The 25,583-nt window shown below is 60.4% G+C and carries 21 protein-coding genes and 1 riboswitch; of the genes, 9 read left to right on the top strand and 12 right to left on the bottom strand.

The window, feature by feature from the left end; genetic code table 11:
* Positions 1-6: 6 nt before the first annotated feature.
* From M8N44_RS09895 to M8N44_RS09885, 3 genes are read right to left on the bottom strand one after another with little or no spacing between them, the layout of a single operon-like run.
* A complete protein-coding gene (locus M8N44_RS09895) occupies positions 7-723 on the bottom strand; it encodes an anaerobic ribonucleoside-triphosphate reductase activating protein (protein ID WP_102722205.1) in 717 nt (238 codons plus the stop codon).
* A gap of 26 nt (positions 724-749) precedes the next feature.
* The gene (nrdD, locus tag M8N44_RS09890) at positions 750-944 is read right to left on the bottom strand and encodes an anaerobic ribonucleoside-triphosphate reductase (RefSeq protein ID WP_102722206.1); all 195 of its coding nucleotides are present in this window, start codon (positions 942-944) and stop codon (positions 750-752) included.
* A gap of 49 nt (positions 945-993) precedes the next feature.
* The gene (locus tag M8N44_RS09885) at positions 994-3,090 is read right to left on the bottom strand and encodes a ribonucleoside triphosphate reductase (RefSeq protein WP_102726446.1); all 2,097 of its coding nucleotides are present in this window, start codon (positions 3,088-3,090) and stop codon (positions 994-996) included.
* Between the two features lie 152 nt (positions 3,091-3,242).
* Positions 3,243-3,416: riboswitch (cobalamin riboswitch) on the bottom strand.
* 230 nt (positions 3,417-3,646) lie between these two features.
* Here M8N44_RS09885 and M8N44_RS09880 point away from each other — a divergent pair.
* On the top strand, positions 3,647-5,881 hold the full coding sequence (locus tag M8N44_RS09880) for a glycoside hydrolase family 88 protein (RefSeq protein WP_180975206.1): 2,235 nt from the start codon (positions 3,647-3,649) through the stop codon (positions 5,879-5,881).
* Positions 5,882-5,935: 54 nt separating this feature from the next.
* Here M8N44_RS09880 and M8N44_RS09875 read toward each other — a convergent pair whose 3' ends face one another.
* From M8N44_RS09875 to M8N44_RS09865, 3 genes are all read right to left on the bottom strand, one after another.
* Complete coding sequence (locus M8N44_RS09875; RefSeq protein WP_102728538.1) at positions 5,936-7,660, bottom strand: phosphoethanolamine transferase; 1,725 nt, start codon at positions 7,658-7,660, stop codon at positions 5,936-5,938.
* Positions 7,661-8,014: 354 nt separating this feature from the next.
* Positions 8,015-8,254 (bottom strand): hypothetical protein, encoded by a 240-nt coding sequence (locus M8N44_RS09870; protein WP_146021138.1) that lies wholly within the window; start codon positions 8,252-8,254, stop codon positions 8,015-8,017.
* 312 nt (positions 8,255-8,566) lie between these two features.
* A complete protein-coding gene (locus M8N44_RS09865) occupies positions 8,567-9,115 on the bottom strand; it encodes a rubrerythrin family protein (protein ID WP_102722212.1) in 549 nt (182 codons plus the stop codon).
* A 205-nt stretch (positions 9,116-9,320) separates the two neighbouring features.
* Between M8N44_RS09865 and M8N44_RS09860 the strand changes: the two genes are divergently transcribed.
* On the top strand, positions 9,321-9,824 hold the full coding sequence (locus tag M8N44_RS09860) for a hypothetical protein (protein ID WP_102726441.1): 504 nt from the start codon (positions 9,321-9,323) through the stop codon (positions 9,822-9,824).
* 331 nt (positions 9,825-10,155) lie between these two features.
* Here M8N44_RS09860 and M8N44_RS09855 read toward each other — a convergent pair whose 3' ends face one another.
* Positions 10,156-11,304: a M42 family metallopeptidase gene (locus M8N44_RS09855; RefSeq protein ID WP_102728540.1), complete on the bottom strand. Its 1,149-nt coding sequence runs from the start codon at positions 11,302-11,304 to the stop codon at positions 10,156-10,158.
* Between the two features lie 90 nt (positions 11,305-11,394).
* Complete coding sequence (locus M8N44_RS09850) at positions 11,395-13,017, bottom strand: beta-N-acetylhexosaminidase (protein ID WP_249853099.1); 1,623 nt, start codon at positions 13,015-13,017, stop codon at positions 11,395-11,397.
* 155 nt (positions 13,018-13,172) lie between these two features.
* Here M8N44_RS09850 and M8N44_RS09845 point away from each other — a divergent pair, with 155 nt between their 5' ends.
* A complete protein-coding gene (locus M8N44_RS09845; protein ID WP_102728542.1) occupies positions 13,173-14,372 on the top strand; it encodes an MFS transporter in 1,200 nt (399 codons plus the stop codon).
* A gap of 8 nt (positions 14,373-14,380) precedes the next feature.
* Here M8N44_RS09845 and M8N44_RS09840 read toward each other — a convergent pair whose 3' ends face one another.
* Positions 14,381-15,532: an alkaline phosphatase gene (locus tag M8N44_RS09840; protein ID WP_102728543.1), complete on the bottom strand. Its 1,152-nt coding sequence runs from the start codon at positions 15,530-15,532 to the stop codon at positions 14,381-14,383.
* A gap of 88 nt (positions 15,533-15,620) precedes the next feature.
* Positions 15,621-16,034 (bottom strand): large-conductance mechanosensitive channel protein MscL, encoded by a 414-nt coding sequence (gene mscL, locus M8N44_RS09835; RefSeq protein ID WP_022396833.1) that lies wholly within the window; start codon positions 16,032-16,034, stop codon positions 15,621-15,623.
* A gap of 187 nt (positions 16,035-16,221) precedes the next feature.
* Between mscL and M8N44_RS09830 the strand changes: the two genes are divergently transcribed.
* The 4 genes from M8N44_RS09830 to M8N44_RS09815 all read left to right on the top strand — a co-directional run bounded on the left by M8N44_RS09830 (position 16,222) and on the right by M8N44_RS09815 (position 19,470).
* Positions 16,222-17,478: an aspartate aminotransferase family protein gene (locus tag M8N44_RS09830; RefSeq protein ID WP_102728544.1), complete on the top strand. Its 1,257-nt coding sequence runs from the start codon at positions 16,222-16,224 to the stop codon at positions 17,476-17,478.
* Between the two features lie 26 nt (positions 17,479-17,504).
* The gene (locus M8N44_RS09825; protein ID WP_022396831.1) at positions 17,505-17,963 is read left to right on the top strand and encodes an amino acid-binding ACT; all 459 of its coding nucleotides are present in this window, start codon (positions 17,505-17,507) and stop codon (positions 17,961-17,963) included.
* Between the two features lie 122 nt (positions 17,964-18,085).
* A complete protein-coding gene (gene efp, locus M8N44_RS09820) occupies positions 18,086-18,652 on the top strand; it encodes an elongation factor P (protein WP_022396830.1) in 567 nt (188 codons plus the stop codon).
* Positions 18,653-18,816: 164 nt separating this feature from the next.
* Positions 18,817-19,470 (top strand): GDSL-type esterase/lipase family protein, encoded by a 654-nt coding sequence (locus M8N44_RS09815; protein WP_102728545.1) that lies wholly within the window; start codon positions 18,817-18,819, stop codon positions 19,468-19,470.
* Positions 19,471-19,613: 143 nt separating this feature from the next.
* Here the strand turns inward: M8N44_RS09815 and M8N44_RS09810 are convergent, their stop codons facing one another.
* Positions 19,614-20,606, bottom strand: coding sequence for a glycoside hydrolase family 16 protein (locus tag M8N44_RS09810; protein WP_102722218.1), 993 nt, complete (start codon positions 20,604-20,606; stop codon positions 19,614-19,616).
* 182 nt (positions 20,607-20,788) lie between these two features.
* Here M8N44_RS09810 and M8N44_RS09805 point away from each other — a divergent pair, with 182 nt between their 5' ends.
* Positions 20,789-23,032 (top strand): heavy metal translocating P-type ATPase, encoded by a 2,244-nt coding sequence (locus M8N44_RS09805; protein WP_102726435.1) that lies wholly within the window; start codon positions 20,789-20,791, stop codon positions 23,030-23,032.
* Positions 23,033-23,062: 30 nt separating this feature from the next.
* Here M8N44_RS09805 and recN read toward each other — a convergent pair whose 3' ends face one another.
* Positions 23,063-24,721 (bottom strand): DNA repair protein RecN, encoded by a 1,659-nt coding sequence (recN, locus tag M8N44_RS09800; RefSeq protein WP_102728546.1) that lies wholly within the window; start codon positions 24,719-24,721, stop codon positions 23,063-23,065.
* 64 nt (positions 24,722-24,785) lie between these two features.
* On the opposite strand from recN, the gene M8N44_RS09795 reads away from it, so the two are divergent.
* The gene (locus M8N44_RS09795; protein ID WP_180975207.1) at positions 24,786-25,559 is read left to right on the top strand and encodes an MBL fold metallo-hydrolase; all 774 of its coding nucleotides are present in this window, start codon (positions 24,786-24,788) and stop codon (positions 25,557-25,559) included.
* Positions 25,560-25,583 lie beyond the last annotated feature (24 nt).

Raw genomic sequence — 25,583 nt, 5'->3', positions numbered from 1 at the left:
GCTGGGTCAGACTTTGCCCGGAGCGAACTCGAAGTTGCGGAAGTGGACGGGGATGGAGGCCGGCTCCAGCCTGGTCCGGTCAAACAACCGGCTCGGCGCGGGGAGAGAGTTGAGTGTTTGTTTGGTCAGGTAGAAATTTTGCACGAAGTAGTTGCCCCCATACCCGCGCTTTGTCAAGTCGCGTATGATGTTGTTGACGTGATCTTCCGTCAATAAATCGGGATGGACGGTGGTTCTGACTTCAAAGGCGGTTTGGGAGGCGATCAGGTAGTCCAGAGTTGCGGAAAAGGAGGGGAAAAGGTCGGGCCTGCCGGTGACGGCGCCGTATTGTTCGGGGGGCGCCTTGTAGTCCAGGGCGATGTAGTCGCAAAGCCCCTCTTCCACCAGCGCTTTCACCACGCCGGGCCTCGTGCCGTTGGTGTCTATTTTAATCGCGAAGCCTAGCTGCCGTATCTCGCGGCAGATGGGGATAAGGTCGGGACACAGCGTGCACTCGCCGCCGGACAGGACTACCCCGTCCAGAAATCCCACCCGATCTCTGAGGAAATCAAGGTAGTCCGTCCGGTCTCCGGCAGGAGAGCCCGTTCCTCTGACCAGGGAGACGTTGTAACAGTACTGACAAAACAAGTTACAGCCTCTCAGCCAGAAGATGCAGGCCACCTTGTTTGGAAAATCCAGCAAGGTGAGCGGCGTGATGTCCGCTATGCCCCGGCCCGTTCCCATTGACTTCGCATATGTTATTGGGAAAATTACCGCGGCTGTTCCGTTTGGGCGGAGCAGGAGCAGGGACGGTCCGGTTCCACGAAGTGGACGCGGTCGTGGAATTCGCCCTGTTTGCCGGCGTTAAAGGTTTCCACAGGGCGGTGATAGCCCATGACGCGCGTGTAAACGGTGCAGCGGGTACGGTCCTGTGCGTATTTGCTTAATATTTCCTGTTTGGTCATTGTCGTATTGATGGCTGGGTTTTGAAACGAGGCGGCTGGTTGAAAAGGGTTATTCATGCCTGTGGATGTGGAGCAGCTCTTCATCACAGAAGGGGCAGTACTGGTGCTCCCCGCGCAGGTAGCCGTGCTTGTCGCAGACGGAGAAGAGCGGGGTGACGGTCAGGTACGGCATGCGGAAGCGGGTCAGCACCTTGCGGACGATGTCCCGGCAGGCTTCCGGGGAGCTGATGGCTTCATTCATGTACATGTGGAAGACGGTTCCCCCCGTGTAGCAGCACTGGAGTTCGTCCTGGAGCTGGAGCGCACGGAACAGGTCGCTCGTGTGGTCCACGGGGAGCTGGGAGCTGTTCGTGTAGTAACGCTGCCCCACGGGCCCGGCCTGGAGGATGTCCGGATAGCGCTTCTGGTCCTCCCGGGCAAAGCGGTGGGTGGTGCCTTCCGCAGGGGTGGCTTCCAGGTTGTACAGGTTGCCGGTTTCCTCCTGGTACTCCTGCATGCGCAGGCGGATGAATTCCAGGATTTCCTCCGCAAAGGTCCTGCCTTCCTCGGAGGTGATGTCCATCGAGTCGTTGGAGAAGTTGCGCAGCAGTTCGTTCATGCCGTTGACCCCGATGGTGGAGAAGTGGTTGCGGAAGGTGGGCAGGTAGCGCCTGGTGTAGGGGTACAGGCCGCGGTCGTACATTTCCTGGACGAAGGTTCTTTTCTTTTCCAGGCAGGATTTGGCCAGGTCCAGCAGTTCCCCCAGCCGGGCGAACAGTGCTTCCCGGTTCTGCTTGAACAGGTAGCCCAGCCGGGCCAGGTTGATGGTCACCACGCCGATGGAGCCGGTCATTTCCGCGGAGCCGAAGAGGCCGCCGCCGCGCTTGAGCAGCTCCCGCAGGTCCAGCTGGAGGCGGCAGCACATGGAGCGCACGGCGTCCGGCTTGTAGGCCCGTTCGTCCGGCACGCGTTCCCCGTTTTCATTCACGGTGTACTGGCTGCCGATGAAGTTCTGGAAGTAGGAGGAGCCGATCTTGGCGGCGTTTTCAAACAGGAGCGGCACGTTTTCCCCTTCCCAGTCAAAGTCTTCCGTGATGTTGACGGTGGGGATGGGGAAGGTGAAGGGCTGCCCGGTGCTGTCCCCTTCCGTGAGCACCTCGTAAAAGGCCTTGTTGATCAGGTTCATTTCCTTCTGGAAATGCTTGTAGGTCAGCTCTGTCAGCTTGTTCACGCCGCGTTCCCGCGCCAGGGAGAGCAGGCCCGGGTCCTCCACCCCTTCAAAGAGGTGCTCCCCGCCGCTGAAGGGGGCCTGGTCCCGCAGGTCCCGCGGCACGGTCCAGTCGATCGTGACGTTGGTGAAGGGGGACTGCCCCCAGCGGGAGGGCACGTTCAGGTTGTAGACGAAGCTGCGGATGTCCTTCTTGATGCGCGTGAAATCCGCCTGGTCCTTGAAGGCGTAAGGCGCCAGGAAGGTGTCAAAGGAGCTGAAGGCCTGGGCTCCGGCCCATTCGCTTTGCAGAATGCCCAGAAAGTTGGCCATCTGGCCCAGTGCTTCCCGGAAGTGGCGCGGCGGCCTGCTGTTCACGCGGCTGCGCACGCCGTTGAATCCTTCGTTGAGCAGGTTGCGGAGGCTCCACCCGGCGCAGTACCCGGTCAGGCAGTCCAGGTCATGAATGTGGTAGTCCCCTTCCCGGTGGGCGGCCCCCTCCCGTGCGGAATAAACCTGGTCCAGCCAGTAGTTGGCAATCACCTTTCCCGCCGTGTTATTGATGAGGCCGGCGTTGGAATACGTGGTGTTGGAGTTGGCGGCGATGCGCCAGTCGCTCTGGCCGATGTATTCCTCCACCGTCTGCTTGCAGTCCACGTACGTGTTGCCGGAATAGAGGCCCCCGAGCTGTTCGCGCTGCATTTTGTGCAGGAAGCGGTAGGTGATGAAGGTCTTGGCCGTGTCAAAGTATCCGCAGCGGAACAGGGCGCGTTCTATCATGTCCTGGATTTCTTCCACATGCGCGCAGTCCTGATGGCTCAGCTTGGCTTCCACTTCTTCGTAAATGGAACGGTTGTAGGCGGTGCCGGAGCTGTGGAACGCGTTCTTGACGGCTTCCTCAATTTTGTAGCCCTGGTATTGTTCCTTTTTTCCGGAACGCTTGATGATGCTTGTTGCCATGGTGGGTGTCTCGCTTGGAAGGGATGATGACCGCTCATCCGCGAGCCTGGGCAAAAGCCTGGAAAAATCATAGGCAGGGGCCGCCGCATGCGTGCATTTTTAACAAGGGGCACGATGAGGACCTGTGCGTATGTTCATCCTGTCCGCGGGATGGGATACGGGGGCATCAGGTCGTCTTCTGGCTTCCGGTGCGACATGTGATGGGGACTTCCCGACTGCTGGCAGTCAGTGTCCGGTCCATCGTCTACCGGTTACAGCGGCGCGTCCGCGACGGATTTTCACCGTCTTCCGTTACCTGCGCTGAAACGCAATGAACCACAGAAAGAGAGCCCCCGCAAGGAAAATGTATAAATAATGTATTAAATATTTATAATGATACAATATGTTGTATATATGCTGCAGGGAATGGTTGATAACGCGGCATTCCCTTCCGTCATGGCACCATATGTGCCCTTGCCTCCCCTTTCCGGGGACCGGGGGAAAACGGGACAGGCCGAAAAGGGAAGATTCATTCCTCACGGAGAAATTTCAGCGCGGCTTTTTCCGTACCAGTCAAATGAATTTCTTTTCCTTTTCAAAAAACGGATGGCGTAAATCCTTCCTGCTGCTGGTTCTTCCCGCGCTTTCTGCGGGGAGCCCCGCTTCCGGCGCTCCCGCGGACTGGAATGAAAAGACCATCCGGGATAATCTCCGCCTGGTGGCGAAATGGCAGGCGGAGCATCCCAGAAAACGCTCGCCGCTGCACTGGACCTACGGCGCCTTTTATTCCGGCCTGGTGCAGTATGGCCTGGCCGTCCCGGAAGGGCCGGGATTGCCGCTGCTGAGGAAAACAGGAGGGGAACAGGAATGGAGAACCCTGAAACGGCATTACCATGCGGACGATCACGCCGTGGGCCACGCCTGGATGGAGATGGCGATGGAAGACGGAAATACCGCTGCGGCGGAGAAAATACGCGCCGTGCTGGACGGGGTGATGAACCGGCCCTCCTCCGCTTCCCTCCAGTTCGGGACTCCCGGCTGCCAGGACCGCTGGAGCTGGTCGGACGCCCTGTTCATGTCCCCTCCCGTGTTCGTGAAGCTGGCGGCCTATACCGGAGACCGCCGGTATCTGGAATTCATGGACAGGGAATACAAGCTCACCTGCGACTATCTTTTTGACCGGAAGGAAGGGCTGTTTTTCCGTGATTCCCGTTACTTCACCATTCCGGCGGCTAATGGGAAAAAGATGTTCTGGAGCCGGGGCAACGGCTGGGTGATTGCCGGACTGCCGCTTATTCTTCAGGACATGCCCGCGGACTGGCCTTCCCGCCCCTTTTATGAGGATCTGCTCAAGCGTATGGCGGCATCCCTGAAAAAATGCCAGTCGCCCGACGGTTCCTGGCACGCCAGCCTGCTGGACCCGGAAGAGCCCCCCTTGAAGGAGATGAGCGGCACCCTCTTTATCATGTACGGGATGCTGTGGGGGGTGAACCAGGGGTATCTGGATGCGGATGAATATCTTCCCGTCATCCGCAGGGCGTGGAAGGCCGCCTGTGATTCCGTCAACGCGGAAGGCGCGCTGGGCTGGGTGCAGCCCATTGCCGACAAGCCGGGCCATTATTCCGGGGAGGATACGGAAGCATACGGCGCGGGCGCCTACCTGATGGCCGGCACCGAACTGCGCAAATACGTCATTGGCCGGGACCATCCGCAGAGAAAGACTGTAACCGTCACGAACCCACTGGCCAAGTTCCGTCCTGCTGAAACCGTGTCGGTGCCCTGGACGTCCGGAACTTCCGGGAATGCCGCCGCCCTTCGCGTGTTTGACGTCCGCCACGGGCGCGTCATCCCGCACCAACTGGCGGATACGGATGGAGACGGAAGGACGGATACTCTTTTGTTCCAGAGCAATTTCCGGCCCGGAACGGCCCGTGATTTCTGGATTCTGAACGATTCCTCCCTGAAGGCGGCTCCTTCCGCGGACGTCTGTTTCAGCCGCCTGGTCCCGGAACGCCTGGATGATTTCGCGTGGGAGAACGATCTTACGGCGCACCGGATTTACGGTCCGGCCGTTGCCAGGCCGGCCCCTGAGGGGGAGGGCCTGGTTTCCAGCGGAACGGATGTATGGAGCAAGCGCGCGGGTGCTCCCGTCATCAATGAATTCTACAAGCGGGGGGATTACCACCGGGATCATGGCAGGGGACTGGACATGTACAACGTAGGGCCGGGACGGGGCTGCGGCGGCATTGCCGTGTTCAGGGATGGGAAACCGCATGCATCCGGAAACTGGGCCAGCGCGCGGGCATTGTACAACGGTCCGGTCCAGACCGCTTTTGAGGTGGTTTATGCGCCGTGGGACATTGGCGGCGGCGTACGCGTGGCGGAGACGCGGAGGGTGGCTCTGGACGCAGGAAGCCGTTTTTCCAAAGTCCGCAGCACCTTGACCATCCGGGGGGCGGAAACGGTGAAGGCCGGCGTGGGAATGGATACCGGAAAGGGCAGGAATGATTATGAAACGGTCACGAAGGACCGGGAGGACGGCGGCTTGATGACGGCATGGAGCAGGCCCCGGAAGAATGACGGATGCCTGGGAACCGCCGTGATAGTTCCCTGGGGTCCGGAAGGCGGGGCAGTGGACTCGGAAGGCTGTACCTACTGGATCAGGGAGGCGGCGAACGGAAAGCCCTTTGAGTGGTACATGGGGGCGGTTTGGGACAAGGCTTCTCCGTTCAAATCCTCTGCCGCCTGGGAGGCGGAGGCACGCCGCGTCCGGGAGTGCGTCAGGCATCCCCTGCGAGTCCGGGTACGGTAGAGTTCGTCCTATCCTGCCGTTCCCCGCAGAGGATGACGGCAGCTTCCATCTTTTTTACGGAAGCGGCTGCGGCGGTGCGGGAGCGGCCAGCCATTCCGCCAGCACTTCCGGCTGGAGGGGGGCCGGGGTTTCCCGGGCGTCCGGAGAGGCCAGATTCAGGCCGTTCCGGACGACTTCCGACCGGATGGAGGCCAGGGAAAGGAGGGTGTGGAAAATGTGGTCGTGGGAGACGGCTTTCAGGCGGTTGGCCTTCAGCGCGCGCACCATGTCCGGGTAGCGTGAGGCGAAGGCGTCCGAATACCACACGAACATGGCGGGACGGTAAACAGGCGGCAGAACATGCCCCTGGAACATTTTTCCTTCCTCGCCCAGCGCCACGCCATGGTCGGAGCAGTAAAAATAAATGGCCGGCCTGTCCTTCAACAGTGCAATCATGCGGTGGACGGAGGCGTCCAGGTCCACGATGGAATTGTCATACGCATTGACGGTTTCTTCCAGACGGGCCTTGGGGTCGTCCATGTTGCAGGACGCCGGGGTAAAGCGTTCCGCCTGTGCGGGGTAGCTGAACGCCATGTGGCTGCCGTTGTTGTAAATGACGTAAAGCTGTTTTTCCCGGCCGTGCCGTTTCAGGGATTCCTCCATGACCAGGGAGGTGCGTTCCTGCATCATTCCGGGCGTTTCGTGCATGGGCGGCGTCTGCTTCCGTTCCCGGCAGTTCCGGGTCAGGATGCCCAGGGAATAGTCATGGATGGAGTCTCCGCACAGGTCCATGATCCGGACGGTGCGGAAACCGTGCTTGTTGAACAGGTCAATGAAGGAGGAATGGGCGGGGCGGCGGCGGGACAGTTCCGCATCCGTAAACATGCCGATGGCGGAAATCCTGGTCACGATGCCGAAGGAGGTGGCGTGGGGGAAGGAAACGACGTTGGGTTCCCGGGAAAGCAGGGGCATCGTGTTCTGGTGGTAGCCGTTGAGGGAAAGGTGGTCCGCGCGCACGCTCTCGCCCATGTGGAAGACCACGGCCAGGTCGTCCGGAGCGTCGCATCCGGAGAGGGGTTCCGCGCAGGACGGCAGGTTCCGGAGTTCATTGAAACGGCTTGCGTCCTGGGTGACGTATTCGTCCGCCAGCTTGTACGCCATCACGAAGTCCACGAGGGGCCAGCCCTTGGCCTTGTCAGAGGTGTAGTAAAGGTAAAGGGGTTCCGAGCTGTAGGAGGTGGCCGGAATGCCCAGCAGCAGAAAGATTCCGTACAGGCTCCAGATGCACGCCAGCGCGCCCCACGTGGCCTTCTGGCGCAGGGAACGGCGGCTCCAGTAAATGGCCAGGTAAATGAAGGCCGCCAGCAGCAGGGCCCCGGTGGCGGAGGCGGCGGTGCAGAAGGCGCAGGCTTCCCGGAAGTTGGTCTCCGCCATGCTGGAAAGGACGGAGAGGTTCAGCGTCAGCCCGTACCGCATCTGCATCATGTACAGGCCCGCGTTGAACAGGATGATGGCCGGAAGGACGACGTAGGCGGTAAAGCGGTATTTCAGGCAGAGAAGGATGGTGCCGCAGAGCAGGGAGGCGGAACAGGCGATGCCCATGCAGCTCATCAGCACGCTCTGGCCGTCATTGAGCACATAAGGATTGACCACCAGAGCCGCCGCGAGTCCGGCTGCCCACAGGCAGCGCATGCGGCGCGGAAAGAACGCGGCGCGAAGAGCCTGGAAGACGGCGGAAAGAGCGCCTGGCCGGCCTGCGTACCGTTCTGCGGAACGGGTGGATGCATGGGGAGGGGTCATCGCAAAGAAAGGATAAAGTATTCTTCCTGCTTGAAGGGGTGAGCCATTGTAAGGGTTTCACGGTGATGCTCAAGCAGAATGTGGCGGAACGCCTTTTCATGGAAGGGCCCAGGCAGGAAAAGGGAACCGCCGTTGAAACGGCGGTGCCGATAGCATCCGCCATTTTTTGCGCTTGGGGCTTGGTGCGGATGGCGGCGCAGGCAATTGGTCGTGGGGGCAATTGGTTGTGGGGGCAGCCCGTCCGGCATGCGGGGTTGACGGAAAGAGGGGACTTTCCGGTTGTAGTTGACAGGCCCGGTTTTGGGAGGGTATAGGGAAGCTTATGGAAAATCAGCCCGTTGTGCTGCAATGTCCTCAAGCTGTGAAAGGAGCCGCCTGTATTTGTGTCGTGGGGGCCGTGTCATTGCCCTGGGTCGCAGCGGCTTCCGGCCTGGGGCTTGTTCCCGGAACCGTGCTGGGCGCAGCCGGGATTTTGCTGGGGGTGGCTTCCGTTGCCTGCGCCGTTGTCGCCTTGTGCAGAAAATCCGTCGCATTCGGCATCATCATGATTTTAATCGGGATGCTCGCCTGCGCCGTAGCCGGAACGGAATGCATGTATTTAATGTTTTAAATGAACAAGTCCATCAATCCGGGCATTCAAAAAAGGTCCGGGGCCGGATGCACGTGGGAGGAGAGGACCAGGGCCACCCGGACAGTCGGAAGTGGAGAAAAGTCTTGAAGTCCGGAAAAGGGCCGGAACACGGTTCTGGAACGGCGCTTGCGGAATGACCGGAAGGGAAAAGCCGGCGATGCTTCTTCTCTGGCCGCTTCCCCAGATGGCAGCGGTTTCCGGCCTGTAAAAACCCGCCCGGAATGTTCCGGGCGGGTTTTGTGTGCCATGGATGGCCTCCGGTGCTCAGACGGAGTTTACCCGATGACGAGGAATTTTTCAGCCTTGGTGCCGCAGAGGGGGCAGGCGTCCACGCCTTCCAGAGATTTGAAGGTGTCCCCGCACACCAGGCATACCCAGTATTGCCTGGGCAGGGCGCTGGTGTCTCCGTTTTCCAGGGCCTTGAGGGCGGCGGCATAAAAATCGGCGTGTTCCTTTTCCGCTTCCGTGGCCCACGTGAAGGAGCGGACGGCGGCCTTCTGGCCTTCCTCTTCCGCCACGGCGATGAATTCCGGATACATGCTTTCGAATTCGTGGGTTTCCCCGGCGATGGCGGCTTTCAGGTTTTCCGCGGTGGTTCCTACATGAATCTGGATATCGATGGGGTCCATCGTTGCGCCCAGCTTTTCCAGAACCTTGTTGTGGTTGGCGGCGTGGACGGATTCCGCCTTGGAGGCGGCTTCAAACAATTTCTGAATGAGGGGCTGCCCTTCCTGGGCGGCTTTGGCGGCATAGGCTGCGTAAGTGGCGGAGGCGGTGCTTTCGCCCGTAATGGCGGCTTTCAGGTTTTCTATGGTTTTAGTCATCGGGAATGAATTTATAATAATTCTAAAAAGATGCAACTGAAAAAATCCTCCAAGGGAAGAAAAAACGCAAATTCCCCTTTCTGCGGCATCACGGGGAGCCGTTACACAATGATTCATTGACGCATGCATGGCGAGCCTGTACAACGGAAACGTTATGAAGAGCATTGTAACAATTAGTTCGGCATGTGCCCTGGCATTTGCAGGTATGGCTTCCGCCCAGGATGCCCCGGCTCCGGCACCCGCCCCGGCCGCTGAAACCCCTGCCGCGCCCACCGCGCCGGCCGCTGAAGTTTCCAAGGAAGCGAAGGAAGCCGCTGACCAGATGCTGGCTTTGATGAAGGAAATGTCCGCCACGCTCAGCACGGTGAAGGACAAGGCCACCGCAGACGCGGCTGCTGAAAAGATGGCGAAGATCAATGAAAAGGGCGAAGCCCTTTCCAAGAGCGCCCAGAAGGTCCAGGCTGAAATGGATGCCGCCATGCAGGCGCGCCAAGCCGAACTCCTGCCCATTTTCATGGGCATGATGACCGACATGCAGCGCTTGCAGCAGGCCGACTTCTTCGGAAGCCAGGCCCTGAAGGACGCCATGAAGCAGACCGGAGCTTCCGGTCCCGAAGAAGGCGTTGAAGTGGAGGAAGAAGTGGAAGTGGAAGCCGTTCCGGCCCCCGCTCCCGCTCCAAAGGAAGCTCCCGCTCCCGCCGCCAAGTAACTTTCTTTTTCAGGATTGATCCTCCTCCGGCATCTCTGGGTGCCGGAGGATTTTTTATGGGGAGGCCGTCCTGAAAAGCCTCCGTGGCGTGCCTCAGGCCTCTGCGGCAGCTGAAACGCATGCGTCCGACAGGATGCCCTGCTTCAGGGAACAGAGTTCACTGCCGCTCAATTTCAGGTTTGACTGGCGCAAGGGGCTGCGGCGCTTCTTGACTGGACGGGGCAACGCCGCGGGCGTATTGCGCGGAACGCTTGAAGACATCCGGAAACAGGCAGGCCGCCTCCGTTTCCGGGGCGGCCTGCGGGTGAGTGATCGGTTGGCGCCGGGGCTTTTATTTGGCCTTTTTCTTCCTGGCGGCGGCTTTGGCCGGCTTGGCTGCCGTTTTGGATGCCTTGGCGGGTTTTTCTGCCGGGCATTCGTTGACGGAGTTCCAGGACCAGTCCCATTTGTCCACGTTCATGGCGCAGGCGGTCAGGAGCGCTACGGAAGCGTCCAGGTCATCCTTGTGCGCCATTTCAATGACCTGGTGAACGTTGCGGGTGGGAACGGAGATGGCCCCGGCAATGGAGCCGCCCGGAACAAACTTCTGCATGGCTCCGGCGTCCGTGCCGCCTGCCGGCAGCATTTCCACCTGCCATTTGATCTTGTTGGCGTCCGCCATGGCCTTCATGAACTTCACCATGCGGCGGTCCGCAATCACGGAGCCGTCATACAGCTTGATGGCGGCACCTGCGCCCAGGTGGGAGACTTGGTCGTGCGCCGGGGTGCCGGGAATGTCGCAGGCGATGGTGACGTCCAGGGCGATGGAGAAGTCCGGCTGGATGTCCAGCGTGCCGGCCTGCGCGCCCCTCAGCCCCACTTCCTCCTGAACGGTGAAGGCGGCCACGAAGTTGCAGGAGGGCTTCTTTTTGGAAGCCTTGATGGCGCGGAGGGCTTCAATCAGCACGTAGCATCCGGCGCGGTTGTCCAGGGACTTCACGTTCACGCAGTCCCCCATTTCCACCAGGTCGCGTTCACGGGTGACGGAGTCGCCCACGGAGACGTATTTTTCCACTTCCTCCTTGCTCATGCCCAGGTCGATGAAGAAATCGGTCACTTCCGGCAGCTTGGTGCGTTCCGCCGGGGACATCACGTGGATTGGCTTCACGCCCATGACGCCGATGAGGTCTTTTTTGCCGTGGACGATGACGCGCTGGGCCGTCAGCGTCTTGGCGTCAAAGCCGCCCAGGGGGAGGAATTTGATGAACCCTTTGTCGTCAATGTGACGGACCATGAAGCCGATTTCGTCCATGTGGGCGGCGGCCATCATGGTTTTTTCCGTATCCTTGCCTTCCACGATGGCAATCACGCTGCCCAGGTTGTCCACCCGCACGGCGTCCACCAGAGGGGCCACTTCCTGAATGATGAAATCACGGATTTTGTCTTCAAACCCCGGAGCGCCCGGAGTCACGCAAACCTGACGAAGCAGTTCCAAATTCATAATGCCGCCAATGTAATGGTTTTCGTGAAGGTTGGCTAGCCCATAATGCGGCCTCCGGAAGGAGGCTGCGCGGGGGCCTTCCCTCCGTATTTACCGGCGTTCCCGGGTAATGACGGCGTCCGGCTGCGCGGGGGCCCCGTTGTCCGGCCTCTTGTAGTTGACGCCATGGGCGTCCAGGAAGGGAAGCTGGCGGTCGAGGCGTTTGCGGAAGTCTTTCTCGTTTTTCAGCTCCTTGGGGGTCCAGGCTACTTCCGCCAGCGCCAGGGCGCGGGGAAAGGCATGGTATTCCCATTTCGGCAGGTTGGGGATGTACTCCGTCCAGATGTTCGCCTGGCAGCCCAGCACCTGTTTTTCCCGTTCCCGGGGCGTTCCCTGCGGGACGGGCTCCAGCCCATAGACGCGCTGCCAGGTCAGGTTGTCGTCGTTGATGGTTTCATACTCCGGGGCGGAGGGTTTGCCGGGGCCCTGGTCATAGTCGAAGTACAGGTGGCTGTTGGGCGTCATCACCACGTCGTTGCCCTGTTCCAGGGCATGCCGCGCGCTGTTCGGCATCCAGCTCCGCCAGACCATCATGGTGGCGGTGGGGGAGAGGCCTCCTTCCTGGATTTCATCCCAGCCGATGAGCCTCTTGCCGTGGCTGTTGATCATTTTTTCCACGCGCCGGATAAAGTAGCTCTGGAGTTCGTTCTCGTTGGCGAGGCCGTTGTCCTTCATGACCTGTTGCGCCGCGGCGGACTGCTTCCACTGGTCCTTGGGAGCCTCATCCCCGCCGATGTGGATATAGGGGCTGTCCGGGAACAGGGCGCACACTTCATCAATAACGTCTTCCAGAAAACGGAAGGTTTTTTCCGTGGGGGCGAAGGTGTAGGGAAGCACGCCCCAGGTTTCCTGCACCTTGGGCGCGAAGCCCGGAATGTCCGTGTTGCCCAGTTCCGGATACGCGGCGATGGCGGCGGAGGCGTGGCCCGGCAGTTCCACCTCCGGAATGACGGTGATGCCGCGGTCTTTGGCGTACTGGACCACTTCCCGGATTTCATCCGCAGTGTAATGGCCGGAGTACGGGGTGCCGTCCGCCTTGTTGCGGCTGCCGATGACGGGGGACTGCGCCCGGGTACCTCCCACAGCCGTCAGCCTGGGGTACTTGGCGATGGGGAGCCTCCACCCCTGGTCGTCCGTCAGGTGCCAGTGCAGGGTGTTGAATTTGTACCTCTCCATCAGGTCCAGGATCTTTTTGACGTCCCGCACGGGCATCATGTGGCGGCAACTGTCCATCATCAGGCCGCGCCATGAAAAACGGGGCTGGTCCTTCACGTCCAGCCGGGGCAGGGCCGGAGCTCCGTTCACGTCGGAAGCGACGCTTTGCACAAGGGATTGAAGGGCGTACAAAGCGCCGTTCACGGAACCGGAGGCAATGGAAATGGAATCCGGCGTTACGGCAAGGCGGTAGCCTTCCCTGCCCAGGGACGCGTCTTCCGTAAAGATGAGGTCCGCTCCGGTTTCAACCAGCGCCGTTTTGATCCCGTTGTCGCGGAAAATCCGTTCCGCCTGTTTGGAAAGGGGATTTCCTTCCGGGAGCCGGACGCCGTCTTTCAGGGAAAATCCGGCTTCTCCGGTTTTAACGCGCATGGCGGCGGGCTGGGGAATGATGTGGGGCGTCCCGGGAACCGGAGCGGACGGGGCGCCCCAGCAGAGGGAGGATAAGCTGAAAGCCATGGCAGGGAAAAGGTGTCTGGAAATCATAGCGTAACTACGTGGTATTTCCCGAAAAAATTCTGTTCCGGCGATTGTTTTTTTCAAATGCCGGGAAAGGCCGGCGGATAAAAATAGCGGTTGCTCCGCCTGTGCACCTGTGAGAGTATCCCCGCCCTATGAGTGAAGCCGCTTCCCCCCGCATCAGGAAGACGATGGTTTTTGTGCTGCTGGCTCTCTTTCTGGGCCAGTTCGGAAGCGGCGTGTATGATCTCATTTTCAGCAACTTCCTGCGTGACGCCCAGCATCTGGACGTGGAGATGCGCGGGTTCATTGAACTCCCCAGGGAACTGCCCGGCATCCTGTCCCTTTTTGTGGTCAGCCTGCTTTTCATGTTCAATGAGGTGCGCATGGCCGGGGTGGCGTGCTTGCTGATGTTCGGCGGCATGTACGCGCTGGCCTTCTGCGGCGCCGGAACCAGCCTGTGGGCGCTGTCTGCGTGGATTCTGACGGTGAGCCTGGGGCAGCACATTCTGATGGGCATGATTGATACCATCGTCATCCATACGGCGAGGCCGGAGAACCGTAGCCTGAGGCTCGGCCAGATGAAGGCGCTGGGGACGGCGGCCGCGCTGCTGGGCGCGCTGTGCGTATGGATCAAGTGGAAATTCAACCAGTCTTTTGCCGTGGACTTTTTCGTTACGGGCGGCGTGTGCCTGCTGGCGTTCCTGTTCCTGAGCCGGGTGAAAACGCCCGTCTTTCCGCAGCAGCGCGGCTGGCGGCAGTGCTTCGTCTTCAAGCGCAGGTATGCCGTTTATTACGGGCTGGAAATCCTGCACGGCATCCGCAAGCAGCTTTATCTGACCTTCGGCTTCTGGCTGATGGTCAGCACGCTGGGCCAGCCGCCCGGATACATCGGAAAAACCCTGCTCATTGCCGGCGTCATCGGGCTGGTCACGCAGCCCCTCATCGGCTGGAGCATCAAGCGGTATGGGGAACGGAAGGTAACGATTTTCGACAGCATTGCGCTGTCCCTCCTGTGCCTGGCGTATGCCTTCGCCCCGGAGCTGCTCCCCCTGCACTGGGCCGTGGGCGTGGTGACCGCCTGCTTCGTGCTGGACAACCTGCTGTTCGCCCTGGGCATGGCCCGCAGCACTTATGTGGCCCGCATCTGCGAGAAGCCGGAGGACATCACGCCGAGCATTTACACCGGGCTGGCCATCAACCATGTGGCTTCCATCACTTACGGCGTGCTGGGCGGCGTGATCTGGATGAATACGGGCGGTCCGCAGGCGGTGTTCCTGATAGGCGGCCTGGCTACCGCCGGGGCCGGGCTGGTGGCGCGGCACATGGATGAGCAGGGGCGGAACGGAGCCTGACAGAAGTTCTAACGCCCGGGTGCGGGTTTGACCGTCCCTTTTTTGAAGGCCTTCATGATCTTGTGGAAGATGTCCGTATTTTCGTAAATGCCGGTGAACGCGCCGCTTCCCGCGCCGAAGGCGTACACCGGAACGGCCATGCCGTCGTGATTGCCGGAGCCGAACTGGGCGTTTATTTCCCCTTTCTCCCGGTTGCCGCCTGTGAGTGCGAACGCGCCCGTGTTATGGTCCGCCGTGATGACGACCAGGGTGCCGGGGTGTTTTGAAGCCCAGTCCAGCACGGCTCCCGCGGCCCGGTCGAAGTCGAGAAGCTCCTCCATCATTTCTTCCAGGTTGTTGCGGTGGGCGGCCTTGTCGATGTTGGAGCCTTCCACCATCAGGAAAAATCCCTCGGGATTACGGGATAGGGTATCCAGCGCCTTCAGCGTGGCCCGGCGCAGAACGTCTCCCCGCCTGGAGGGCGGGGGAAGATTCCCCGGAGCGGTGACGGCCAGCGTTTTTCCGGGCGGCAGTGCGGCGGCTTCCTCCCAGCTGCGGGCGATCCGGTAGCCCTGCGCCTGCATCTCCTTGAAAATGTCCCTCCCGTCCGGCCTTTGCGTGAAATACTTGCCGCCGCCGCCGAAAATGAAGTCGGCGCGGGAACGGGGGTAATCCCCGATGATGCCGTAGGAATCCGACCTTTTTTCATTATTGGCGCAGAAAGCGGCCGGGGTGGCGTCGTTCAGCTCGCAGGTGGCGATCACGCCGGTGGATTTGCCCATGTCCGCCGCCTTGTCCACCAGGGAGTCCAGCTTGTTGCCCCTGGGGCACACGGCCACCCTCTTGTAGAGCGTCTTGGTACCCGTCGCCATGGCGGTGCCTGCGGCGGCGGAGTCCGTTACCAGCTTGTCCGCGCACCATGTTTTGGAGATGCCCGTCACCGGGCAGTTTTCAATGAACAGGCGCCCGCGGTTGGCCGCCCAGGCCGCGGAAAGGTGATGGATGCCCATGCCGTCCCCAATCATCAGGATGACGTTGGTGGCAGGGAGGTTCCGGTCAGGCTCCGGAATTTCCGCCACCTGGTAGGGGCGTTCCAGAACGAAGCGCTGGGTCTCCGCCGCCGGAAGCAGGGACGGCGCAAGCAGCAGGGCACAGGCAAGGGAGCGCAGGAGGGAATACATGCTGCCACTTTCCCGCCCGCGGCGGAACAAGTAAAGAGGAAAAATGTGCCGGTTCCGCGGGAAACCGGCACAAATGCTGTTGGCGGCCTTATTTGACGTCCGCCTGTTTTTGCAGGATGTCCCGGATCTGTTCCAGCAGAACGACGTCATCCGGCTTGGGCGCGGGGGCTGCCGGCGTTTCTTCGCTCTTGCGCCTCAGTGAGCCGATGAGCTTGATGGCCACGAAGATGGAGAAGGCGATGATGATGAAGTCGATGGTCGCCTGAAGCAATTCCCCGTATTTCAATTCCACGTCCCCCAGTTTCAAGGTCAGGTACGCCAGGTTCACGCCGGAGGTGAGGTAGCCGATGATGGGGGTGATGATGCTGGAGACGAAGACGGAAACGATTTTGTTGAACGCGCCGCCGATGACGACCGCCACCGCTAGGTCAATGACGTTTCCTTTAAGGGCGAATGCCTTGAATTCCTCCAGAAAACCTTTGGGATTGAAAAAATGTGCCATGATGGATTGCTGCTGGTTGTAGATTTATTCTGGCGGCAAAAGGATAAAAGAAAAGAAAAATGAAATGCCGCCGAACAGAGATATGACTACCCGCCGGGATAAAATGTGAGAATCATGACGTGGCTCCCAAAAAAATCATTTACAGACGGGGCCAGAAGCGCAAACTACACGCGTATTACCTTAGCTTATGAACACAGAAGAAAAACTCAACCGGTACGTACTCCATTCCTATGGCCGTTATCCCATGGCTGCCGTCCGCGGGGAAGGCTCCCGACTGTGGGACAGCACGGGGAAGTGCTATCTGGACTTCTGTGCCGGCATTGCCACCTGCGCGCTGGGGCATTGCCATCCCGTGGTAACGCAGGCCCTGCAAAAGCAGGCGGCCACGCTGGTGCACTGCTCCAACCTGTACCAGATTCCCCAGCAGGCGGATCTGGCGGAATTCATCGTGACCAAATGCGTGGAGCGTCCGGGGAAGGTCTTTTTCTCCAACAGCGGCGCGGAATCCAATGACGGCTTGATCAAGGTGGCGCGCCGCTACGGCCACCGGAAGCCCCAGGCGGACGGCAAACCCCGTTATGAAGTGCTTACGTTCAACAAATCCTTCCACGGAAGAACGCTGGGCAGCATGTCCGCCACGGGGCAGGATAAAATCAAGATAGGCTTTGACCCCATGCTGCCGGGATTCCGCCATCTGCCTTTCAATGACCTGGAAACGGCCCGCGAAGCCATCAGGCCGGAAACAGTAGCCTTCATGCTGGAAACCATCCAGGGGGAAGGCGGCGTCAACTGCGTGACTCCGGAATTCCTGCGCGGCCTGGCACAATTGTGCCAGGAGCACGATCTTCTCCTGCTGATGGATGAAGTGCAGTGCGGCTTTGGCCGTTGCGGCGACATCATGGGATGGCGCGCCGTGGCTCCGGACGTGGAGCCGGACGGCGTTTCCTGGGCCAAGGCTCTTGGCGGCGGTTTTCCCATCGGCGGCTTCTGGATTTCCGACCGCGCCATTGACGACCAGGGCACGGAGCTTGCCTCCATCATGGATCCCGGCTCCCATGGTTCCACGTATGGCGGCAATCCGCTCGGCACCACGGTCGGCTTGGCCGTGCTGCGGGAAATCGTCTCCCAGGGGCTCCCGGAACGGGCGCGGCGCCTGGGCGCGGAAATCCGCGCGGAAATAGAATCCTGGAACCTGCCCGTGATCCAGGGCGTGCGCGGCCTGGGCCTGTTGCTGGGCATCGGCCTCAATCCGGAGATGGTGGACGCGCCGGAAGGCAAGACGGTTGCCGCCGTGGTGGTGGAGGCTCTGCGGCAGGAGGGCCTGCTTTCCGTTCCCGCCGGGCCGGAAACCGTCCGCCTGCTGCCTCCGCTGAACGTGAGTGAAGAGGAAGTCCAGCAGGCGCTTGCCATCATCAGGCGCGTGCTTAAGACATACGTTAAATAGAACTCAACCCCGTTTGCTTTATTGTCATGAAGGAAGAAGCCATCAAAGCCCCCGGCAGTACGATAAGGCAATATTCCATCATGCTCCAGAACCGGGTGGGGGCGCTGTCCGCCCTCCTCGGCCTGCTGGACATGCACGGCATCTTCTGCCTGGGGTTCAGCATGCACGACTGCCATGAGGCGACCATTGCGCGCCTGATTGTCAGCGATCCGGAACGAACGTCGGAAATCTTTCTGGAAAAGGGCATCTGCTACACGGAGTCCGAGGTTCTGGTGGCGGTTCTCCGCCATGGCCCCGCGGACCTCAAGAAGTGCCTGGATGTGCTGTATGCCGCGGAAATGAACGTCAACTTCCTGTACCCCCTGATGCCCTGCATGGCGCGGGGCTCCCTGGTCGCCCTCCATGTGGATGACCTCAACTTCGGGCGCACCGTGCTGAATTCCAGCGGCATCAAGGTCCTGTTCCAGCAGGATCTCAGCCGGTAGGAACGATGGTTTTTCCGGCCTTTCCGGTCACCCGGCCAAAGGCGTTTTCTCCAAGCGCATCAAGGGTTTGGCGCGTTTTTTCGGCTTGACGGGAGGGGAAAACATGGTATGGTACGGGCCGCATGGCAAAAGTACCCGTAATCAATCTTCGCAAGGGACACGCGGTTAATCATAACAATGACGTTTGCGTCGTGGTCAGCATGGAGCACAAGTGCCCCCCCCGCATGGCCTCCTACGTGCAAATGAGCATCCGCAGCATTTCCACCAAGAAGGTATATAACCTTCGCCTGACTTCCAATGAATCCCTGGAAGGCGTGAACCTCGCCCGTGAGGAATATGAGTTCAGCTACATTGACGGCATGGGCTACCACTTCATGAACCCCGATACGTACGAAGACATTACCGTGTCTCCGGACATCGTGGAACCCGTCAAGGATTACCTGATGGAAGGCAACATCTACATTCTGCTTTTCACGGATGAGACGGTTGTTTCCGTGGAACTCCCCGCCGCCATCACCATGGAAGTGGCGGAAGCTCCGGAAGGCGTCAAGGGCGACAGCGCGAACAACGTTTACAAGTCCGCCACGATGACCACCGGCTTGGTGGTGCAGGTGCCCCTTTTCATCAAGCCCGGCGAAAAGATTTCCGTAAAGACGGAAGACGGCTCCTACCTGGGCCGCGTGAATTAAACGTTCCCTTTTCCTGTTATTTGAAGAGTCCCGTCCGGGTTTTATCCGGCCGGGGCTTTTTCATGAGGGGACGGCACGGAAAAAGACCAGAAGACGGGCCGGAGTACGGGCTTTACATTTGAAGCCGCGTCCAGTAAGCCATTCTCATTGTAATATTTTACTCCATGAAAAAGTTTATTGTCTTGTTGTGGATAGGGCTGCTGGCCGCTTTTCTGCCGGCGGATTGTGCCGCCGCAGTGAAGCTGGCCTGTCTGGGGGACAGCATCACCGCCGGGATGGGGGTTAAAAAGGAAGACTGCTGGGTATCCCGGATTGCGAAGACCCTGGACAGGAAGGCGGAAGTAGGAAACTTCGGCGTATCGGCGCGCTGCCTGCTGTTCAAGGGGGACCGCCCCATCACGCGGGAGAAGGCTTATCAGGACGCGCTGGCGTTCAAGCCTGACATGCTGTTGATAGGCCTGGGCACCAATGACAGCAAAAAAGTGAATTGGAGCCACAAGGATGATTTTGTAAACAATTACAAGGAGATCATTACGGAATTCCGCAAGCAGAATCCCAAATTGAAGGTATACTGCCTGCTGCCCATTCCCTCCCAGGAGGCCAGGGAAGGGGGGATCAGCAGGGAATGCATTGAAAAGGAAATCATTCCGCTCATCCGGCAGGTGGCCAAGAGCACCAAATCCAGGGTGATCGACCTCAACAAGGTGATGAAGGACAAGGGCTCCCTGCTGGTGGACGGCGTGCACCCCAATGCGGAAGGGCACGCCCTCATGGCGGAGCACATTCTCCTGGTGCTCAAGGGGAAGGCTGCCGAGTAACAGGCCGCCCCCGTTCCCGAAGGCAGGGACTTTTATATGAATTGGAAGGGGTTAAAGAAACTGGATGGACCTTACGGATACGGCGAAGCCGGAATTCCCTTTTTGCTCTATCCGTTCCATGCGCCCCTGGCCGTTCACGTTCCCTATTCGTCTAGCGCTTTCTGAAGGCGGGACAGTTCCACGGGAGCATCCTTTTTCTTCTCTGTCCGGTAGGGAATGGTGCCCTTGTGGGGGGAATCCTTCTTCTGGTATATGCGGACGTAATCTATTTCATACTTCTGGGGCAGGGGCAGTTTATTCAGATCGCCTCCTGTGGCGCCCATGGCCAGGTTCAGGATGATGAAATGGGGCTGACGGAAGGGATTGGCGACTTCCTTGTAAACGGCGTTGACGGTGTTGTCCAGGGGCGTCCTGTTCAGCAGGATGTCGTCCGCATACAGGCGCACTTCCTTTTCATCCCAGTCCATGCGGAAGACATGGAAGCTGTCCGCCCAGTCCGCATGCCTTTCCTGGAGCCATTTGAGCGGCGTGTAGGTAGTGCTCCATTTGCCCACGTGTTTTTTGGGGGAGGCCCAGCAGAGGTTGGCCAGGTAGGTGGACTGGTAGTACTCCATGATGTCTATTTCCCCGCACATGGGCCATCCTTCCTTGACGCCCATGGTCCAGAAGGCGGGCCACATGCCCTCCCGCGGGCTGAATCTGGCCCGGATTTCAAACCGCCCGTACAGCCAGGAAAACTTGCCGCGCGTGGTCAGGGAGGCGGAGGTGTAATCCGCTTCCTTGCGCGTCGTCTGCCAATTCTTTCCCGCCGGGTCATAATGGGGATTGGCGTGTTTTTCCTTTTTGCCTTCAATAATCAGCATGCCGTCCTCGCACCGGGCGTTTTCCGGCTGGTACCACTGTTCCTCCTTGTTGCGGACGAATCCGTGTTCGTAATTCCACTTGGCGGGGTCCGGGCGGCCGTCCTTGTCGAACTCGTCGTGCCAGACGAGTTCGTAATCGGAATAATCCGCTTTTTCCACCACCCTCTCGGTTTTTTTGACGCCGTCCCCGTGCAGGGTGTAAAGCTGGGCATGGAGGGGGGCGGACAACAGGGCCGTGCAGGCCAGGACTCGGAACAGGGTGGGAGCGGTCATTATGAAGGGATGAAGGTGTTTGTTACTGTTACGGGGCCGCGGGCGTTTTTTTGTCATTTTTTATTGGAAAAGGGTGAAGCCGCGAAAGCGGCTTGAGAAACGGGATTGATGGGATTAGTTTCACCTAACAACATGGGAGCCTTCTTTGGTCCCGGAAAATCAAACACTCCGTTTTAACGACAATGGAAGAAAAGAACTATCTTGTTTCCGGCATGCATTGCGCCGGTTGTGCTGCCAAGGTGGAGCGCGCCGTGGAGGGATTGGAGGGGGTGGAGCGCGTAGAGCTGAATTTGCTGACGGGGCGGATGACCGTTCTGTTTGAAAAGCCAGATTCGCCCGCCAGGGGGCGCATTGCGTCCGTAGTGGAGAAAGCCGGCTTCCACCTGGCGGACTGGCGGGAGGAACCGTTTTCCGGTGCGGATGGGGAGGAAAGCCAGGGGCAGGAGGAAACGGGAGGCTCCCGCCTCGTTTGGTCCGTTCTGCTGCTGGCGCCTCTGATGTATCTGTCCATGGGGCCCATGTGGCACTGGCCCGTTCCGGGAGGGGGCTGGGGGCTCTGGATGAATTTGTGGGCGCAGTGCATTCTGGCGGCCGCGATTCTGTGGCTGAACCGGCATTATTTAATCAACGGCGTGCGCCAGCTTGCCGCGCTGTCTCCCAATATGGATTCCCTGATCGCCATCGGCTCCGGTTCCGCCTTCCTGTACGGGCTGTATCTGTTGATTGCGGCGCTGTGGCAGGGCGCCAACGTGGACGGAATGGAACTGTATTTTGAATCCGCGGCCATGATCGTCACCCTGATTTCCCTGGGGAAATATCTTGAACGCCGTTCCTACCGCAAGACGAACGCCGCCGTGAAAGGGCTGGTGAAGCTGGTTCCCCAGGAGGCCCTGGTTTGGCATGACGGCGCGGAGCGCGCCGTCCCGCTGGATGAACTTCATTCCGGGGACCTGGTGGTGGTGAAAACCGGGCAGAGGATTCCGGTGGACGGCGTCATTGAAGAAGGGCAGGCCGCGCTGGATGAATCGGACCTGACGGGGGAAAGCATGCCGGTGGACAAGACGGCGGGAGACCGGGTGATCAGCGGCACGTTCAACCGGGCCGGGTATCTCAAGGTACGTGCGGAACGCGTGGGCAGGGACTCCACGCTGGCCCGCATGATCCGCCTGGTGGAGGAGGCCAGCCAGTCCAAGGCTCCGATTGCACGGCTGGCGGACCGGGTGTGTTATTTCTTTGTCCCTGCGGTGATTGCGATTGCCCTGGTGTCGTTGGTTGCGTGGCTGGCTGCCGGGGAGGGATTTTCCTTCGCCCTTGCCAGGGCGATTGCGGTGCTGGTGATTTCCTGCCCCTGCGTTCTGGGGCTTGCCACGCCCATCGCCATCATGGTAGGGACGGGCAGGGGCGCGCGGCTGGGCATCCTGTGCAAGTCCGCCGGAGCTTTGGAGGCTTTGAGCCGCGTGGATACCGTCGTTTTTGACAAGACGGGCACCCTGACTGAAGGGGAGCCCCGTGTGGTGGCCGTTCTGCCGGAGCCGGGCATGAATGCGGATGAACTGGTGGAAATGGCGGCGGCTTTGGAGCAGGGATCGGAACATCCGGTAGGGAAAGCCGTTTATGAACACGCCAGGCTGCTGGAACTCCCCATCCGCGCCGTGGCGGATTTGTCCGTTGTGCCGGGCCGCGGCATTTCCGGCGTAGTGGACGGCGTGCCCTATGCGGTGGGCAATCCCGGCTTCATGCAGGACAAGGGCATCTCCTGGAAGGAGGAGGAAGGCCGCCTCCGGGAGTTCATGCGGCAGGGCGCGTCCCCGCTGTATGTAGGGAGGGGAGACCGTCCTGCGGGAGTGATCATGGTGGCGGATTCCCTGAAACCGGACAGCCGGGCGGCGGTGGATTATCTGAAGCGGATGAACCTGCGCGTGGTCATGCTGACGGGGGACAATGCCGCCACGGCGCGGCACATGGCCGGGGAACTGCATATTGATGAAGTGATTTCCGACGTGCTTCCGGATGAGAAGGCCTCCCATGTGATGAAGATGGAGGAACGCGGGGACAAGGTGGCGATGGTGGGGGACGGCGTGAACGACGCCCCGGCGCTGGCCTGCGCCCGGGTGGGCATCTCCATGAAGTCCGGAACGGAGCTGGCGATGGAGTCCTCCGACATCGTGCTGATGAAGAGCAATCCCGTGGGCGTGGCGGAAGCCCTTCAACTGGGCCGCACCACCCTGCACATCATCAGGCAGAACCTCTTCTGGGCCTTCTTTTACAATATCATCGGCATTCCGCTGGCCGCCGGGTGCCTGTATCCGGCCTTCGGCCTTACGCTGAATCCCATGATTGCCGCCGGGGCCATGAGTTTAAGCTCCCTGTGCGTGGTGTTCAATTCCCTGCGGCTGCGCGGCTTCAAGCCCCGTCTGGAAAAATAAGGCGGCCTCTTCCTTTTTGGCGCCCTCCGTTCAGGAGGGCTGCAGCAGGGCCTGGGCCAGCGTGCGGGCGTGGTCCCCGCCGCCGCCCAGCATGCGGACCAGCTCGTCTATCCGGTCTTCATGGCTCACCTCCCGCAGGCAGGAGATGGTGCGGTTGCCCGCGGAAGCCTTCTGGACCAGGTAGTGATGGGAGGCCAGGGCCGCCACCTGCGGAAAGTGCGTGATGGAGATGACCTGGTGCCTGTTCCCGAGCTGCTGCATCTTGAAGCCGACGGCCCGCGCCACTTCCCCGCCCACATTGGCGTCTATTTCGTCAAATACCAGCAGGGGGGTGGAGTCCTTGTGCGCCAGGGCGCTTTTAATCGCCAGCATGATGCGCGCCAGCTCCCCGCTGGAGGCAATCAGCCGGAGAGGCTTGGAGGGTTCGCCCGGATTGGGGCCGAACAGGAATTCCACCGTTTCCATTCCCTGGGAGCCGGGTTCCTGGAGGGGGGAGAGCCCTACTTCAAAGACGGCCTGGCGGAAGCCCAGTTCCCGGGAGTGCCTGACGATGGAGGAAGCCAGTTTGGGCGCGGATGCCTGCCGCGCTTTGGTCAGGGCCTGTCCGGCGGCGTCCACCTGCTTGCGCAGGACGGCCATGGAGGCCCGCAGTTCTTCCAGGCGTTCCGTGCGGTGCTCGATGCGGTCCAGGCGGTGGGCCGCCTCCTCCCTCCGGGCGCAGACGTCTTCAAAGGAAGGGCCGTATTTCATTTTCAGGGATTCCAGCAGGTTGATGCGCTCCTCCAGTTGGAAGAGCTCCCGGGGATCACAATCCAGCTCGGAGGAATAATCCGCCAGGCGTCCTTCAATTTCCTTAAGCTCCAGATTCACTTCCGCCAGCGGGGCCAGCCACGCGGCTGTGGAGGCGTCCATGCGTTCCAGTTCGTGCGCCGCCCGGGTCAGTTCCCTCAACTGGGAACCCAGGCCGGGCACGTCCGTTTCCTCCAGCATGGCAAGCATTCTGGAAACCTGTTCCTGAAGCCTGGTGCCGTTGCGGGCGCGCTGCCAGCGTTCTTCCAGCGTGAGCACTTCCTCCGGCGTAAAGGCGGCGGCGTCTATCTCGTCCACCTGGTGGCGCAGCAGCTCTATTTCCCGCGCGGTGGCCGCTTCCGCATGCTCCAGGTCGTCATAGGCCCGGCGCGCGTCCTGCCATTGCCGCCACGCGTCCGCGTAGGCGTGCAGCAGGGGGGCGTGCTCCCCAAAGGCGTCCAGCAGGGAAAGCTGCCTCTCCTGGGAGATCAGGGAGCGGTGGTCGCTGGGGCCGTGCATGTCCACCAGGCAGGCGCCCGCCTCCCGCAGCAGGTTCAGGGTGCACGGGCTGTCATTCAGGAACTGGCGGTTGGCCGTGGAGGAAATGATGCGCTTGATGATCAGGTTGCCGTCTTCGCAGGGCGGCACGCCGTGTTCGTTCAGAATGGCGTGCACCGGGGAGGAGTCCGGCAGGTGGAACACGGCCTCCACGCTGCATTGCTGTTCTCCGGACCGGATGAGCGTTTTGTCCGCGCGTTCTCCCAGCGCCAGGCGTATGGCGCCGATGATGACGGATTTGCCCGCCCCCGTTTCCCCCGTGATGCAGATGAAACCGGAGCTGGGTTCCCAGAGCAGCTGGTCCACGAGGGCCAGGTTTCTAATTTTCAGCAATGTAAGCATTCGGGCTTTGGATTTTGAATGCATTATGGCATCATTTGCTCTAAACGCAATCATGACCTCTGTGATGAACATTCTCTTTCTGGGCACCGGAACGTCCACCGGAGTTCCGCAGATAGGTTGCTCCTGTGCGGTCTGCACGTCCCCGGACCCCAGAAACAAGCGGTTGCGTTCTTCAGTTTACGTGGAGGCCGCGGGCACCCGCATTCTGCTGGATTCCTCCCCGGATCTGCGTCAGCAGGCCCTGCGGGAAAACATCACGGACGTGGACGCCGTGCTGTACACGCACGCCCATGTGGACCACGTGGGCGGCTTTGACGATCTGCGCGCCTTCTGCTGGCGCAGGTCCGGCGGCCTGCCCCTGTACGCCTCACCGCAGACGATGGAAGCCCTGCGGACCATGTACGGCTGGGCGTTTGAACCGAAACCGGGCCGGAGCGGCTACGTCAGGCCGGAACCTCACGAAGTGAGGGAGCCGTTCCGCGTAGGGAGCGTGCTGGTGACGCCTCTTCCCGTAATGCATGCCGGGGTGGAGACTTATGCCTACGTGCTGGAGGCGGAAGGGCAGCGGCTGGCATACATGCCGGATGTGAAAAGCATTCCGGAGGCCTCCCTGGAGGCCATGAAAGGGGTTGACCTGCTGATTATTGACGGCTTGCGCTATCATCTGCACCCCACGCACCTGTGCCTGGAGGAATCCCTGGCCGCCATTGCCGCCATCCGGCCCGGGCGCGCCGTGCTGACCCACATGTCCCACGACATGGATTACGGGATTCTTTCCGGCAAGCTGCCGGAGAACGTCATGCCTGCCTACGACGGGCTGAGGCTGTCCCTGCCGTGATTTTCACCCTTCATTTCCATCAGG

The sequence above is a fragment of the Akkermansia massiliensis genome, from assembly GCF_023516715.1.
GTDB classification, from domain to species: Bacteria; Verrucomicrobiota; Verrucomicrobiia; order Verrucomicrobiales; family Akkermansiaceae; genus Akkermansia; species Akkermansia massiliensis.
Note: the sequence above shows the minus strand (reverse complement) of the source record. Positions and strands in the feature narration are given on the sequence as shown.

Coding starts and splice junctions, on each gene's coding strand:
- M8N44_RS09895 (WP_102722205.1), bottom strand. CDS start 723: ATGGGAACGGGCCGGGGCATAGCGGACATCACGCCGCTCACCTTGCTG.
- M8N44_RS09830 (WP_102728544.1), top strand. CDS start 16,222: ATGAACACAGAAGAAAAACTCAACCGGTACGTACTCCATTCCTATGGC.
- M8N44_RS09795 (WP_180975207.1), top strand. CDS start 24,786: ATGAACATTCTCTTTCTGGGCACCGGAACGTCCACCGGAGTTCCGCAG.
- M8N44_RS09815 (WP_102728545.1), top strand. CDS start 18,817: ATGAAAAAGTTTATTGTCTTGTTGTGGATAGGGCTGCTGGCCGCTTTT.
- M8N44_RS09880 (WP_180975206.1), top strand. CDS start 3,647: ATGAATTTCTTTTCCTTTTCAAAAAACGGATGGCGTAAATCCTTCCTG.
- efp (WP_022396830.1), top strand. CDS start 18,086: ATGGCAAAAGTACCCGTAATCAATCTTCGCAAGGGACACGCGGTTAAT.
- M8N44_RS09810 (WP_102722218.1), bottom strand. CDS start 20,606: ATGACCGCTCCCACCCTGTTCCGAGTCCTGGCCTGCACGGCCCTGTTG.
- M8N44_RS09805 (WP_102726435.1), top strand. CDS start 20,789: ATGGAAGAAAAGAACTATCTTGTTTCCGGCATGCATTGCGCCGGTTGT.
- mscL (WP_022396833.1), bottom strand. CDS start 16,034: ATGGCACATTTTTTCAATCCCAAAGGTTTTCTGGAGGAATTCAAGGCA.
- M8N44_RS09850 (WP_249853099.1), bottom strand. CDS start 13,017: ATGGCTTTCAGCTTATCCTCCCTCTGCTGGGGCGCCCCGTCCGCTCCG.
- M8N44_RS09855 (WP_102728540.1), bottom strand. CDS start 11,304: ATGAATTTGGAACTGCTTCGTCAGGTTTGCGTGACTCCGGGCGCTCCG.
- M8N44_RS09860 (WP_102726441.1), top strand. CDS start 9,321: ATGGCTTCCGCCCAGGATGCCCCGGCTCCGGCACCCGCCCCGGCCGCT.
- nrdD (WP_102722206.1), bottom strand. CDS start 944: ATGACCAAACAGGAAATATTAAGCAAATACGCACAGGACCGTACCCGC.
- recN (WP_102728546.1), bottom strand. CDS start 24,721: ATGCTTACATTGCTGAAAATTAGAAACCTGGCCCTCGTGGACCAGCTG.
- M8N44_RS09840 (WP_102728543.1), bottom strand. CDS start 15,532: ATGTATTCCCTCCTGCGCTCCCTTGCCTGTGCCCTGCTGCTTGCGCCG.
- M8N44_RS09825 (WP_022396831.1), top strand. CDS start 17,505: ATGAAGGAAGAAGCCATCAAAGCCCCCGGCAGTACGATAAGGCAATAT.
- M8N44_RS09885 (WP_102726446.1), bottom strand. CDS start 3,090: ATGGCAACAAGCATCATCAAGCGTTCCGGAAAAAAGGAACAATACCAG.
- M8N44_RS09875 (WP_102728538.1), bottom strand. CDS start 7,660: ATGACCCCTCCCCATGCATCCACCCGTTCCGCAGAACGGTACGCAGGC.
- M8N44_RS09870 (WP_146021138.1), bottom strand. CDS start 8,254: ATGCATTCCGTTCCGGCTACGGCGCAGGCGAGCATCCCGATTAAAATC.
- M8N44_RS09865 (WP_102722212.1), bottom strand. CDS start 9,115: ATGACTAAAACCATAGAAAACCTGAAAGCCGCCATTACGGGCGAAAGC.
- M8N44_RS09845 (WP_102728542.1), top strand. CDS start 13,173: ATGAGTGAAGCCGCTTCCCCCCGCATCAGGAAGACGATGGTTTTTGTG.